The sequence below is a fragment of the Pseudomonas fluorescens genome (assembly GCF_001902145.1).
Lineage (GTDB): Bacteria > Pseudomonadota > Gammaproteobacteria > Pseudomonadales > Pseudomonadaceae > Aquipseudomonas > Aquipseudomonas fluorescens_BV.
In genome coordinates this window covers 234,165-247,474 of record NZ_MRST01000021.1, presented here as the reverse complement: position 1 = coordinate 247,474, position 13,310 = coordinate 234,165, and the positions used below count along the sequence as shown (strand labels likewise).

The 13,310-nt window shown below is 55.4% G+C and carries 12 protein-coding genes; 3 read left to right on the top strand and 9 right to left on the bottom strand.

Going from position 1 to position 13,310, the window contains the following annotated elements:
* Positions 1 to 17 precede the first annotated feature (17 nt).
* From kdpB to kdpF, 3 genes are read right to left on the bottom strand one after another with little or no spacing between them, the layout of a single operon-like run.
* Positions 18 to 2,075: a potassium-transporting ATPase subunit KdpB gene (gene kdpB / locus BUE92_RS09790; protein ID WP_175556200.1), complete on the bottom strand. Its 2,058-nt coding sequence runs from the start codon at positions 2,073 to 2,075 to the stop codon at positions 18 to 20.
* A 12-nt stretch (positions 2,076 to 2,087) separates the two neighbouring features.
* Entirely contained in the window at positions 2,088 to 3,782 is a 1,695-nt protein-coding gene (gene kdpA, locus BUE92_RS09785) for a potassium-transporting ATPase subunit KdpA (RefSeq protein WP_056791880.1), read from the bottom strand.
* A 9-nt stretch (positions 3,783 to 3,791) separates the two neighbouring features.
* Positions 3,792 to 3,881, bottom strand: a complete 90-nt coding sequence (gene kdpF, locus BUE92_RS09780; RefSeq protein ID WP_003218754.1) for a K(+)-transporting ATPase subunit F — start codon at positions 3,879 to 3,881, stop codon at positions 3,792 to 3,794.
* A 396-nt stretch (positions 3,882 to 4,277) separates the two neighbouring features.
* On the opposite strand from kdpF, the gene eat reads away from it, so the two are divergent.
* Both eat and BUE92_RS09770 read left to right on the top strand, forming a co-directional pair.
* Entirely contained in the window at positions 4,278 to 5,642 is a 1,365-nt protein-coding gene (eat, locus tag BUE92_RS09775) for an ethanolamine permease (protein ID WP_073523398.1), read from the top strand.
* 110 nt (positions 5,643 to 5,752) lie between these two features.
* Positions 5,753 to 5,920 (top strand): DUF2897 family protein, encoded by a 168-nt coding sequence (locus BUE92_RS09770; protein ID WP_003172675.1) that lies wholly within the window; start codon positions 5,753 to 5,755, stop codon positions 5,918 to 5,920.
* Positions 5,921 to 5,977: 57 nt separating this feature from the next.
* Here the strand turns inward: BUE92_RS09770 and BUE92_RS09765 are convergent, their stop codons facing one another.
* The 3 genes from BUE92_RS09765 to BUE92_RS09755 form a co-directional block, all read right to left on the bottom strand.
* Positions 5,978 to 6,826, bottom strand: coding sequence for an urea carboxylase-associated family protein (locus tag BUE92_RS09765; RefSeq protein ID WP_073523397.1), 849 nt, complete (start codon positions 6,824 to 6,826; stop codon positions 5,978 to 5,980).
* A 14-nt stretch (positions 6,827 to 6,840) separates the two neighbouring features.
* Entirely contained in the window at positions 6,841 to 7,485 is a 645-nt protein-coding gene (locus tag BUE92_RS09760; protein WP_073523395.1) for a GntR family transcriptional regulator, read from the bottom strand.
* A gap of 138 nt (positions 7,486 to 7,623) precedes the next feature.
* The gene (locus BUE92_RS09755; protein WP_073523393.1) at positions 7,624 to 7,956 is read right to left on the bottom strand and encodes a ComEA family DNA-binding protein; all 333 of its coding nucleotides are present in this window, start codon (positions 7,954 to 7,956) and stop codon (positions 7,624 to 7,626) included.
* Between the two features lie 380 nt (positions 7,957 to 8,336).
* Here BUE92_RS09755 and BUE92_RS29190 point away from each other — a divergent pair, with 380 nt between their 5' ends.
* Positions 8,337 to 8,897 carry a DapH/DapD/GlmU-related protein gene (locus BUE92_RS29190; RefSeq protein WP_178380698.1) on the top strand — a complete coding sequence of 187 codons (561 nt, stop codon included), beginning with the start codon at positions 8,337 to 8,339 and terminating at the stop codon, positions 8,895 to 8,897.
* 108 nt (positions 8,898 to 9,005) lie between these two features.
* Here BUE92_RS29190 and BUE92_RS09745 read toward each other — a convergent pair whose 3' ends face one another.
* From BUE92_RS09745 to BUE92_RS09735, 3 genes are all read right to left on the bottom strand, one after another.
* On the bottom strand, positions 9,006 to 11,000 hold the full coding sequence (locus BUE92_RS09745) for a polysaccharide biosynthesis protein (protein WP_073523390.1): 1,995 nt from the start codon (positions 10,998 to 11,000) through the stop codon (positions 9,006 to 9,008).
* A 64-nt stretch (positions 11,001 to 11,064) separates the two neighbouring features.
* On the bottom strand, positions 11,065 to 12,246 hold the full coding sequence (locus BUE92_RS09740; protein ID WP_073523389.1) for a DegT/DnrJ/EryC1/StrS family aminotransferase: 1,182 nt from the start codon (positions 12,244 to 12,246) through the stop codon (positions 11,065 to 11,067).
* A 48-nt stretch (positions 12,247 to 12,294) separates the two neighbouring features.
* The gene (locus BUE92_RS09735) at positions 12,295 to 13,308 is read right to left on the bottom strand and encodes a ketoacyl-ACP synthase III (RefSeq protein ID WP_073523388.1); all 1,014 of its coding nucleotides are present in this window, start codon (positions 13,306 to 13,308) and stop codon (positions 12,295 to 12,297) included.
* Between the last annotated feature and the right edge of the window lie 2 nt (positions 13,309 to 13,310).

The following is a 13,310-nucleotide window of genomic DNA, read 5'->3' as shown; positions in this document are numbered from 1 at the left end:
TCAATAAATCAGACAGGTCAAACCAGGTGCAGCGCGGTCAGCAGCATGTCGATGGCCTTGATCCCCACGAACGGCACCAACAATCCGCCCAGCCCATAGATCAGCAGGTTGCGCCGCAGCAAGGCCGCCGCACTCGCCGCCTGTACGCGCACACCGCGCAGGGCCAACGGGATCAGCACCACGATAATCAGCGCGTTGAACACGATGGCCGAGAGGATCGCGCTCTGCGGGCTCTGCAAGTGCATGATGTTGAGCACGCCCAGCTGCGGGTAGATCGAGGCAAACAGCGCCGGCAGGATCGCAAAATACTTGGCCACGTCGTTGGCGATGGAAAAGGTCGTCAGCGCGCCACGGGTCACCAGCAATTCCTTGCCGATCTGCACCACGTCCAGCAGCTTGGTCGGGTCGCTGTCGAGGTCGACCATATTGGCGGCTTCGCGCGCGGCCTGGGTGCCGTCGTTCATGGCCATGCCGACGTCAGCCTGGGCTAGCGCCGGGGCGTCGTTGGCGCCGTCGCCGCACATAGCGACCAGGCGACCGTCGTTCTGCTCATGACGAATACGCGCGAGTTTCTTCTCTGGCGTGGCTTCGGCCAGCACATCGTCCACCCCCGCTTCAGCGGCAATCGCGGCGGCGGTCAGCGGGTTGTCGCCAGTGACCATCACGGTGCGAATCCCCAACTTGCGCAACTCGGCAAAACGCTCACGGATACCTGGCTTGACCACGTCCTTGAGATGGATCGCCCCCAGCAACTTGCCATCGGCGCACACCAGCAAGGGCGTGCCGCCGCTTTGGGCGATCTTGTCGATTTCCCGCGACAGCGCAGGCAGCAGGTCGCTGCGTTGCTGGCCGATAAACGCCAGCAGCGAGTCCACCGCGCCTTTACGGAACACACGGCCCTGATAGTCGACACCGGACAAACGGGTCTCGGCGCTGAAGGGCACCGCGGTCAACGCCTCCAGGCTCGGCTCGGCCTGGGGGTGCAAGGCGCGCAGGTATTCAACGATGGACTTGCCTTCCGCCGTATCATCGGCCAGGGACGCCAGCAGCGCGCCTTCGGCCAATTCGCGACCACTGACGCCAGGTGCAGCGACCACGGCCGAGCAACGACGGTTGCCGAAGGTGATGGTGCCGGTCTTGTCCAGCAGCAACACATGCACGTCCCCCGCCGCTTCCACCGCGCGGCCAGACTTGGCGATCACGTTGAGACGCACCAGGCGGTCCATGCCGGCAATCCCAATGGCCGACAACAAGCCGCCAATGGTGGTAGGAATCAGCGTCACCAGCAGTGCGACCAGGAACACCAAAGGCAAGCTGCCATTGGCGAAGTGGGCGAACGGCTGCAAGGTCACCACCACCAGCAGGAAGATCAGGGTCAGGCCGATCAGCAGGATATCCAGCGCGACTTCGTTGGGAGTTTTCTGGCGTTTGGCGCCCTCCACCAGCGCGATCATGCGGTCCAGGGTGGACTCGCCCGGGTTGGCGGTGATGCGGATCAGCAGCCAGTCCGAGACCAGCCGCGTGTTGCCGGTGACGGCCGAGCGGTCGCCGCCGGACTCGCGGATGACCGGGGCAGATTCGCCGGTGATCGCCGCTTCGTTGACCGCTGCAATACCTTCGACGACCTCGCCATCACCGGGGATCATTTCTCCGGCGGCCACACGCACCACATCACCCTTGCGCAGGCTGGTGGCCGGTACCACCTTGAAGCTGCCATCGGCTTCCTGGCGGCGGGCGCTCAAGCCTTCGCTGCCAGCCTTGAGGCTGTCGGCGCGGGCCTTGCCACGGCCTTCGGCCAAGGCTTCGGCGAAGTTGGCGAACAGCACGGTGAACCACAGCCACACCGCGATTTGCACCGCAACAAAGGTGGGCACGGTGGTATCGGGCACAAAGCACAACACGGTGGTGAGGATGGCCGTCAGCTCCACCACCAGCATCACTGGCGAGCGTTGCAGTTGGCGTGGGTCCAGCTTGACGAACGCCTGGACCAGTGCCGGGCGCCACAGGGCCGAGATAGCGGTTTTGGCGGGCTCCTGGGGTTTGACCGGGGCCGCGTTTTTTGCAGGCATATTCATTTTCATGTCCCTTTAGAAGCCCATGCTCAGATGTTCAGCGATAGGCCCAAGCGCCAGCGTCGGCAGGAAAGTCAGGCCGCCCACCAGCAAAATGGTCACGGTCAATAGGGTCACAAACAGCGCACCATGGGTGGGGAAGCTGTTCTGGCCAATCGGCGCGGTCTTCTTCATCGCCAGGCTGCCGGCCAGGGCCAGTACCGGGAGGATGTAGCCAAAGCGGCCGATCAGCATGCCCAGGCCCAACATCAGGTTATGGAACGGGGTGTTGGCGCCGAGGCCAGCAAACGCCGAACCGTTGTTGGCACTGGCCGAGGTGTAGGCGTACAGCAACTGGCTGAAGCCATGGGGGCCTGGGTTACTGATGGCACCTGCCGGGCCGGGCAGGCTGGCAGCGATGGCACTCAACACCAGCACGCCGACCGGCATCACCAGCAGGGTCACCACCAGCAATTGCACTTCCTTGGCCTGGAGTTTTTTGCCCAGATATTCCGGCGTGCGGCCGATCATCAGGCCGGCGAGGAACACCGCGATCAGCACGTTGAGCAACATGCCGTACATACCGGCACCGACACCGCCGAAGATCACTTCGCCGACCATCATGTTGACCAGCGCCACCATCCCGCTCAGGGGGCTGAGGCTGTCCTGCATGCCATTGACCGAACCGTTGGACGCTGCGGTGGTGGTCACCGACCACAACACGGTACCGGTGGTGCCAAAGCGTGTTTCCTTACCTTCCAGCGGTGCGGTTTGCTCCACGGCAGGGTTGTTGAGGGTTGGATTGGGTTGGTATTCGGACCACAGCGACGTCGCACCGCCGATCAGGAACAGCGCCAGCATGCACGCAAGGATCGCCCGGCTCTGGCGCAGGTCCTTGACGTAATGGCCGAAGGTAAACACCAACGCCACCGGGATCAGAATGATCGAGGCCACTTCGAACAGATTGGCCCAGGCGGTCGGGTCTTCGAATGGATGCGCCGAGTTCACGCCGAAGAAGCCACCGCCGTTAGTGCCCAGTTGTTTGATCGCAATCTGGCTGGCGGCCGGCCCCAGGGGAATCACCTGGTCCACGCCCTGCAGCGTGACGGCATCAACATAATGGGCGAAGGTTTGCGGCACGCCCTGCCATACCAGAAACAGCGCCAGCACCAGGCACAACGGCAGCAGGCCGTAGAGGGTGGCGCGGGTCATGTCGACCCAGAAGTTGCCCAGGGTCTGGGCAGATTTGCGCCCGATCCCACGGCACAAGGCGACCAGGACGGCGAGACCGGTCGCCGCACTGACGAAGTTCTGCACCGTAAGGCCGGCCATCTGGCTGAGGTAGCTCAGGGATGCCTCGCCGCTGTAGTTCTGCCAGTTGGTATTGGTCATGAAACTGACGGCGGTGTTGAACGCCAGGGTCCATTCCTGGCCCGGCAGTTTTTGCGGGTTCAGCGGGAGGGAGCCTTGAAATAACAGAATAGAGAAGAGCAACAGGAAGCCGGCGAGGTTGAATGCGAGCAAGGCCAGCATGTACTTCTGCCAGCTTTGTTCCTGCTGTGCGTCCACGCCCGAGAGGCGATAACAGGCCTTCTCGACAGGCCCCAACACCGGGGTCAGCCAGGTGCGCTGGCCCTCCATCACCTTGTAATAGAACCGCCCCAGGAACGGTGCCGGCACCAATACCACGGCGAAGAAGGCGATGATCAGCCAATAGTCATAACTGTGCATAGCCCGCTCCTAGTTCCGATCCGCGCGTAACAGCGCAACCAGCAAATAAATGAACAGCGCCACGGCCAATAGCAGTGACACCCCGTCCAGAACGCTCATGGAAATCTCCCCGTCTTGCGGCGATTGCCGCGTGTAGGGCCATTGTCCGCAGGAGCGGTGTAAAGGAACGAGAGCGAGGGGCTGGGTGGGGCGTAAAGATGGCGTAAAGAGTGGGTTTATGCGGGGTTTACAGGAAGATCTGCAGTGGCTGGGAGGGCCTCATCGCGGGCAAGCCCGGCTCCCACAGTGGAATGCATTCCAAATGTGGGAGCCGGGCTTGCCCGCGATAGCGGCAGGTCAGACACCATCGCCCCTATCTGGTGCACACCGAGCCACATTCAAACGCCAAACCATCCCCCAGGCGACACAAGCACTGCTTTGCGACAGGGTTCCTCAGCCTGGCATAACCGCTGCAACACCTTGAATCATTCCAAATGGTTCAAGGAGCGCAGCACAATGAACACACAACTCAAACCCACCTTGGGCACCCTGCATCTCTGGGGCATCGCCGTAGGGCTGGTGATCTCCGGAGAGTATTTCGGCTGGAGTTACGGCTGGGGCGTCGCCGGCACCTTGGGCTTTCTGGTGACCTCGTTGATGGTCGCCGCGATGTACACCTGCTTTATCTTCAGCTTCACCGAACTGACCACTGCGATTCCCCACGCAGGAGGCCCCTTTGCCTACAGCCGTCGCGCCTTCGGTGAGAAAGGCGGCTTGATTGCCGGCCTGGCCACCTTGATCGAATTTGTCTTCGCCCCGCCCGCGATTGCCCTGGCCATTGGCGCGTACCTGAACGTGCAGTTCCCGGCACTCGACCCCAAGCACGCCGCCGTCGGCGCCTATATCGTGTTCATGGGCCTGAACATCCTCGGCGTCAAACTTGCCGCTACCTTCGAATTGGTGGTGTGCGTGCTCGCCGTCGCCGAACTTCTGGTGTTCATGGGCGTGGTCGCCCCGGCGTTCAGCTTCAGCAACTTCGCCCTCAACGGCTGGGCCGGTTCCGACACCTTCGGCGCCCCGGCGATTGCCGGGATGTTTGCCGCCATCCCCTTCGCCATCTGGTTCTTCCTCGCCATCGAAGGCGCCGCCATGGCGGCCGAAGAAGCCAAGGACCCCAAGCGCACGATTCCAAAAGCCTACATCAGCGGCATCCTCACCCTGGTGATCCTGGCCATGGGCGTGATGTTCTTCGCCGGCGGCGTGGGTGACTGGCGCACCCTGTCGAACATCAACGACCCACTGCCCCAGGCGATGAAAACCGTAGTCGGCGACAGCTCCGGCTGGCTGCACATGCTGGTATGGATTGGCCTGTTCGGTCTGGTGGCGAGCTTCCACGGCATCATCCTCGGCTACTCGCGCCAGTTCTTCGCCCTGGCCCGAGCCGGTTACCTGCCGTCTTCCCTGGCCAAACTCTCGCGTTTCCAGACTCCGCACCGTGCCATCCTCGCCGGCGGCGTGGTGGGTATCGCCGCCATCTACAGCGACGGCCTGATCAACCTGGGCGGCATGACCCTGACCGCCGCGATGATCACCATGGCGGTGTTCGGTGCCATCGTCATGTACATCATGAGCATGCTCAGCCTGTTCAAACTGCGTAAGACCGAGCCGCTACTGGAACGCACCTTCCGCGCGCCGGGCTACCCCATCGTGCCGGGTATCGCACTGGTACTGGCCGTGGTGTGCCTGGTGGCGATGGCCTGGTTCAATGCCTTGATCGGGCTGATCTCCCTGGGCTTCATGGCGGTGGGTTTCATCTACTTCCAGCTGACCGCACAAGACCGTGTCGATGCGCCGGCGGATGCGATGTTGACCGGACAATAGCGCCTATGAGGCAGAACGGGCCTACACTGAACTACTCAGAAAGCCCGTCACTCAAAGCAGTGATTACCGTGGGAAACTTTCCCACGGACATCTGCCTCAAGGAGCGTCTTATGCCGTGGTATGCATGGTTGATTATGGTAGTAGCGATCGGGTCGATCGTCGGTGGCCTGATGATGCTGCGTGACAGCGCCAACAAGGTAGAACTCACCGACGAACAACGCAAACGCGTAGCCGAGCGCAATGCGCAGGCGGATGCCAAGGATGCGCAAGACAGATAAAACGCGTGTAACCCCGTGGCGAGGGAGCTTGCTCCCGCTGGGCTGCGAAGCAGCCCCCTACTCCCACTTCGCCTTGGCAATATGCAACCCATGTTGCCCCTTATAGGCCGCACGCTCCGGCTGGCTCCAGCCACTGAGCAACTCATCCTCCAGCCTATAGATCTCAACCCCTAATGGACGACACACCGTCAACGGGTCCTGCGCATCCGGCCCCCACATCGGTAGCGACAAATCCCCGCCTGGGCACGTCGACAACGCACACAGCAAATCAATCTCGGCAAAAAACTCCAGGTAATCGCCCTTCTTCGCCGGACAGGCTTTCATAAAGTACATGTCATCCTGATTGAGCCCGGTGCACTGGAAAATATTCAACACGTCATGCACATCGAACTCCGTCAGCCCATGGGGCAATACCGCACGGGTCAGGTTCGAGTGGCAATGGTGATGAAAGTCCTCCCCCGTCAGCATACGGTTCACATAGGGGTCGCACCGCGTGCCCAACAAATCATGCAAACGCCCACCGTGCTCATCAATGCCGTAGCTGGCCAGGCTGTCATCGGTAATAGTGACCAAGGGCCTTAGAAAAGGCAGGTTCGACCACAACCGATCATGGGTACTGACATGAGCGCCTTGAAGCTGCCGGGTGCGCGCGGCCCACAAACGTTCGCGTGGGTCGTTGGCGTTCCAGACATTAAAGTCCCCCACCTGCGGCCCCACAGGTGTGGTCACACGAAACACATGCCCGGCCGGCACCTTCCACGCCCTTCCCGTGCGGATCGGCACCTCGAACTGTTCGATCAACGTGCGCTGGGTTTTCTGATCACGAATACGCTCATAGAACGCCGTATCCACCTGCAATGCCGAACCTTTGCTGACCTGGTACGCGGCGGGATAGTCTTTGTACATGGGGCAATCCTCCATCAAGGGTGATCAAACAAGGCGAGGGAAAGGTGTTCCGAATCGTCCAGGTACAGGCTCATCGCCTCGCTCGCGGCCTGGGTTTGGTTGCGGGTTAGCAGCGTGTATATCTCCAGGTCGCGCTCCAGCCAGGGTGACTGGAAACGCTGCTCATCAGGCGCGGCGCAGAACGCCAGGCGCAATTGGGCGATCACCTGGGCGAAAAACTCATCGAACAGTGGGCTGCCCATCAATGCGACGATCTGTTGGTGGAACATGAGACTGTGGGTGGCCACCGCACGCCAGTCTTCGCGCTCCTGGGCCAAGGTGGTGGCATCGATGGCGTTTTGCATACGGCCTGATTGAGCGTCCGTCAGCGGACCGCATTGGGCTATCGCCCGCAATTCCAGGGTGCGGCGGACTACGAAGAGGTCGCGCACTTCTGCTCGCTCCAAGCGCCGAACCATTACGCCCTTGTTGCGGACATAGCGAGTGAGGCCCTCCTGGCCCAGACGATGCAGCGCCTCGCGGATTGTATTGCGTGATGCGTTGTAGGCTTTGACCAGGTCGGCCTCGATTAGCGGCATGCCTGGCAACAGCCGGCCGCCGATGATGTCGGCGCGGAGTTCCAGGGCGATTTGGTCGGCTAAAGATAAAGTGGGTGGCATCGTTACCTCGAGATTGTTGAACAATCACTGAGGAAGAGGTAACCACGTTTCGTGCCAATGCTGCCGGCGAGGGGAACTCGCAAGGCCGGATAAGGAAAGGCCGGTCATCAACCGGCCCTTCGCGCTGTTTTCAGATCCTCAATTAATGACCAACCTGTCGCGATTTTTCTCCAGCAATGCCTTGCCGATGCCTTTCACTTCCAGTAACTCATCCACCGCCGTGAACGGGCCGTTGCTCTCGCGATAGGCGATGATTGCCTTCGCCTTGGAAGCGCCAATGCCGAACAGATCGCGACGCAGGGTTTCGGCGTCGGCGGCGTTGAGGTTGACCTTGGTGGACTGCTCGGTCTTGGTCATTTGGGTGGAGATGGCGGTTGGGGGTTCCGGCTTGATGGACGGCGCGGCGGTGGTGGCGACGGAGAGGCTGGTGAGGAAGGCGAAGATGAGGGACGAGATGTAGAGGTTTTGCATTGATGACGCTCCATGATATCGGTAAGAAAAAAAGCAGCTTTTCCGAAGCTGCTTTTCTACGTTAGGCGATGATAGAAGTTAGTCAAAACTAGTAAGTTACAAAGTGTGAGCTAAGCTAACCTATGAAGCTGAAATTTTCTTAAGCGGCATTAAAGATCACACGCTGAAATCAATATAATGCGCACAGGAAAAACGCAACAAAAACAAACCAACAAAAAATAACACCAAACAAAATACTTAAAGCTACCGAACGGCAGAACCACCACACGCATAAACATTGCACAAACAATTATCTTTCTTTCAACCGCTTCGTCATTTGGGTATAATCACGTCGCCAACAGCAAAAACACAACCAAAAAAAACTGGAAACGGAGAGTTCCATGGAACCCAGCATGAGATCAAAGTATTCAACACTTGATTTCTTCAGACTAGCTTGGTCTTTTACAACTACAAAGATATTTTATAGCCCCGCCCGAATCATCAGGCAGCCCACTCGAGTAAGAGGCTGGGAAAACATGTCAATTGGTACCGGCTTTACAACGGGGCAATACTGTCGAATAGAGGCGGCCAATGGTAAAGAAGGCAAAAAAACACTCACCATAGGTAGTCATGTTGAAATAAATGACGCCTGCCATATCGCAGCGCTTGATTCGATAACAATTGGTAACAACGTATTAATCGCCAGCCAAGTTTATATCACCGATCATGACCATGGGGAGATAACAAAAGAAGAGCTTTTAATACACCCCAACCAGAGAAAACTTGTTTATGCACCGGTGGTAATTGAGGACGATGTTTGGATAGGGGAAAAAGTAGCCATCCTAAAAGGCGTGACCATCGGCAAGGGTTCCGTTATAGGTGCGGGAGCTGTAGTCACGAAAGACGTACCACCTTACTCGGTTGCCGCTGGCATTCCCGCAAAAATTTTGAAAACTCTTTGAGAGGGATAGAGAATAAGGTGGCAGCAAAAAGCTAAACAACCTGCAGCAATATATTTGAATTAACGCATACAAAGGCCAGTTCCCTCTCGCCTTTGTATGAGTTTTAGATCAAGGCTCAAGCCGACGTTGCTGATAAATCCAATCAACAATCTCACCATCAGGAGCATAGCCGCTAACCGTATCACGCAGCAATTGACGGACTCGACCATAATCATCTTCGTCGACCGCCGAGAGAAGATCGGCTAATTTTAACCTTAGCGCGTCCCAAGAAATAAAATCCTCGTTCGCGCTCATGATCATAGGGTGCTGTGTTGCCACGACGTTATCACCAATTAGTAACTCCTCATATAGCTTCTCACCAGGGCGAAGTCCAGTAAATTCTATCGCGATATCGCCATGAGGGTTTTTTTCAGAACGAACACTTAGCCCAGACAAATGAATCATTTTCTCGGCCAATTCAACAATTTTTACCGGTTCCCCCATATCTAATACAAAAACGTCCCCACCCTGCCCCATTGAACCCGCCTGAATAACCAATTGAGCAGCCTCAGGAATGGTCATGAAATAGCGAGTAATCTTGGGATGGGTAACAGTCAACGGTCCTCCCGACTTTATCTGCTTATGGAAAAGCGGAATAACCGAACCAGAAGAACCTAAAACATTACCAAAGCGCACCATGGTAAAACGTGTTTTATTCACTCGAGAAATATTAAATTTATCGTTGAATAATACAGGGGCAGATTCGCGACTGAGGGCCTGCAAAGTCAATTCCGCCAATCTTTTTGTACTACCCATCACATTCGTAGGTCGAACAGCCTTGTCGGTTGAAATGAGTACAAAGTTTTGAACACCCGCCTGCAACGCAGCCTGAGCTGTATTTAGGGTGCCAATCACATTATTCAGCACCCCCTCGGCAATATTGTGTTCTACCATTGGAACATGCTTGTAAGCTGCCGCATGGTAAACGGTATCCACATGCCAAGTTTTCATGACATCTAACAGTTTTTCCTCATTACGTACGGAACCCAGAATAGGAAGCAAACGTACGGAAAGTGACTCACGGCTAATTCGCTGTTCCAATTCGGACAAGATGCAATAAAGATTAAACTCGCTATGCTCGAAAAGCAAAAGGGTGGTGGGACGTAATTCGAGAATCTGACGGCATAATTCTGAGCCAATAGAACCGCCGGCTCCGGTGACCAAAACGCTTTGATCTTTGATGCACCTCTCAAGCAATTCAGCCTGAGCGGGAACGGCGTCACGACCGAGCAAATCACCTATGTCCACTTCTTGAATGTCATCAACCTTTACCCGACCGCTAGCCAGATCCATAAAACCGGGTACGCTACGGACATGCAGCGGGAATCCTTCGAGCAGGCCAAGAATTTCGCGACGACGACCCCGAGATGACGACGGTATTGCCAACAGTACCTCTTGAGCCCCTGTCATTTCGATCATTTGCTGAATATGTTTGGGTTTAAACACCTGCAAACCTGAAATGACGCGGTCAGCGATACTACTGTCATCATCAATAAAAGCCACAGGTCGCATTACCCGACCCATTCTCAGCGCTGCTACGAGTTGATTACCGGCTGCGCCGGCACCATAAATAGCAACTTTAGACAGACCGTTATCCCGACTAGTAAAAGGTACATGCTGCACCGCGGCAAACCAGTCACCAAGAAAATACTGCCGCATGGCAAGTCGCATTCCGCCGATCATAATCAGACTCAACCACCAATAGTTGAAAATAATTGACCGAGGAACCACATTTTCGTGATTGCTATACCAATAAACAACGAATGCCAAGATTAGAGAGGACAGGCTGACAGCTTTGATAATAGCAATTAGTGCATCATTTCCAAAATATCGCATTACCGCACGATACATGCCAAAGCGCACAAATAAAGGAATGGCGACAATGGGTGCACATATGAACAGCCAGAAATGCATTTTGACGGGGTTGATCATTTCATCAATACCCAAACGCACTACAAAGGCCATCCACAAAGCGACCCAGACAAGGGTAGTATCTGCGATAACCTGCAAAATTCGCTTCTTGCGACGCGAAAGGCTTAACAAATGTGTGCGAATGTTATCCATGTGCCCTCTCAATCTCTGTCGCTCCAACACCGATCACCCATCACACCAGCGGTCCACAAAGCCTTCATACTGAATCAGTTGCCTCGGTTATTACGTCGGCTAATACCCTGCACGTCAAATCTATCTGTGCTGCGGTTAATGTGGGGTGGACTAGAAACATTAAGCTAGTCTCACCTAAAAGCTGTGCATTTGCGAGACGAACCTCCGGACGCCATCCCGTGTTATCAAACGCTTTTTCAAGATAAACCTCGGAGCACGACCCGGAGAACGCCGGAACACCACGAGAATTGATTTCAGCAAGAATTCGATCACGCGACCACTCCTCGCGAAGAAGCTCAGGCAGGATAAATACATAACATTTATAGGCCGCATGTCGAACACCGGCCGGCAGCACGGGTACCCTGAGTGCAGGCAATGATTCAGCACAATTCCAAATAAGCGCCGCATTCGCCTGACGGGTAGCTTGCCACTCCGCCATCTTTCGAAGTTGAATCCGGCCAATAACGGCTTGCATCTCTAGCATGCGCCAATTAGTGCCGAAACTCTCATGCAGCCAACGAAAGCCTGGCGCGTGCTCGCGCTCGTAAACAGCTTCCCAACTTTTTCCATGATCCTTGTAAGCCCACATGTTTGCCCAAAGCTCACGGTCGTTAGTCGTGACCATACCTCCCTCGCCGCCAGTGGTCATAATTTTATCCTGGCAGAATGACCATGCTCCAACATGCCCGATAGAGCCTACTGGACGGCCTTTGTAGAGCGCGCCATGAGCTTGAGCGCAGTCTTCGATCACCTTCAGATCATGGGCATGGGCCACATCCATTATTTCGTCCATGTCACAAGGCCATCCTGCCAAGTGAACACAGACAATGCCCCGCGTCTTGGAAGTGATAACCGCGCGGATGGTATCGGCAGTGATATTCTGAGAGTCCAGATCAACATCGGCAAAAACCGGCGTAGCACCCGCGTTGACAATACTGGAAACAGACGCAAGAAATGTGCGAGATGTGACGATAACTTCGTCTCCGGCACCAATACCTAACGCCTTTAGTGCCAAATCCAACGCCACGGTACCGTTTGCTAGTGCAATTGCATATTCAGTACCAGCAAAAGCCGCGAACTCCTTTTCAAACTCTCGACATTCAGTGCCCGTCCAATAGTTAACCTTGTTCGAGAGGACCACATCTCGAACGGCATCAGCCTCTTCAGTTGTAAATGATGGCCAAGGAGCGAATGGAGAATTCAGCATAACCAATACCTATAAAATTAAGATCGCAAAACGCCTAGCAAATCTGATTTAAAAACGAATCGTACACGCCGCCCATGACAGGCCTACGCCAAATCCGACACACGCCACGATATCATCCGATTTAATGTTACCCTTCTCAAGAGACTCCTTAAGTGCTATAGGGATAGTAGAAGATACCGTATTGCCGCAGTGCTCAAACTCCCTGACAAATTTTTCTTCAGGCAGCTTTAACCTTCTTTTTAACGCATCAAGCATAAATTTATTGGCTTGATGAAAGACAAAGTGGTCAACCATGTCTAACGTAAAGTTATCATCGAACAAGGATTCAAATAACTCAGGAACGCGCTTTAGCGAAAACTCCAGAATCGCCGGACCGTTCATGTAAAGGTTGGCGTCAGTCCTGATATTACCGCTGTCGTCCTGACGAGTCTCCAAATTAGAGTTGAGCAACGCCGGGAACCTTGCCCCCCCTACCGGAACGATCAGACTTCCTGCGCCAGAACCATCCGTACCATAACGAAAGCGGTCAATCGCTACAGTGTCATCTGTTGCTCTAATTAGGGTTGCCGCCGCCGCATCACCAAAAAGCGTGCGAACGCTTTTGTCGCCCGGGTGAATATACTTACTATAAGTTTCAGCGGTAACCAGAAGGACATTCTTGACCTGGCCGGTCTCTATCAGCCCCTTCGCCATACCCAAGCCGTAAATAAATCCCGAGCAACCTTGATTATAATCAAACGCTGCACATGCCGTGGGTAGCCCTAGACGATGTTGAAGAATGCACGCCGTCGACGGAAGTACATAATCTGGGCTCTGTGTGCATAGAATCAGGCAATCAATATCAGATCTATCAACGACGCCGGAGTCAAAGATTTTCTCACACGCTCGAAAACCTAGATCCGATGCACATTCGTTTTCAGCCGTTATCCGGCGATCATTTATACCCGTTTTACCAAAAATTTTCGGAACATCCCACTCCGGAAATTCCCGCGCCAAATCTTCGTTGCTTAACGAATGGCTAGGCAATTCATATTCTATTGCAGTGATTTTTGCAAATTTCATTC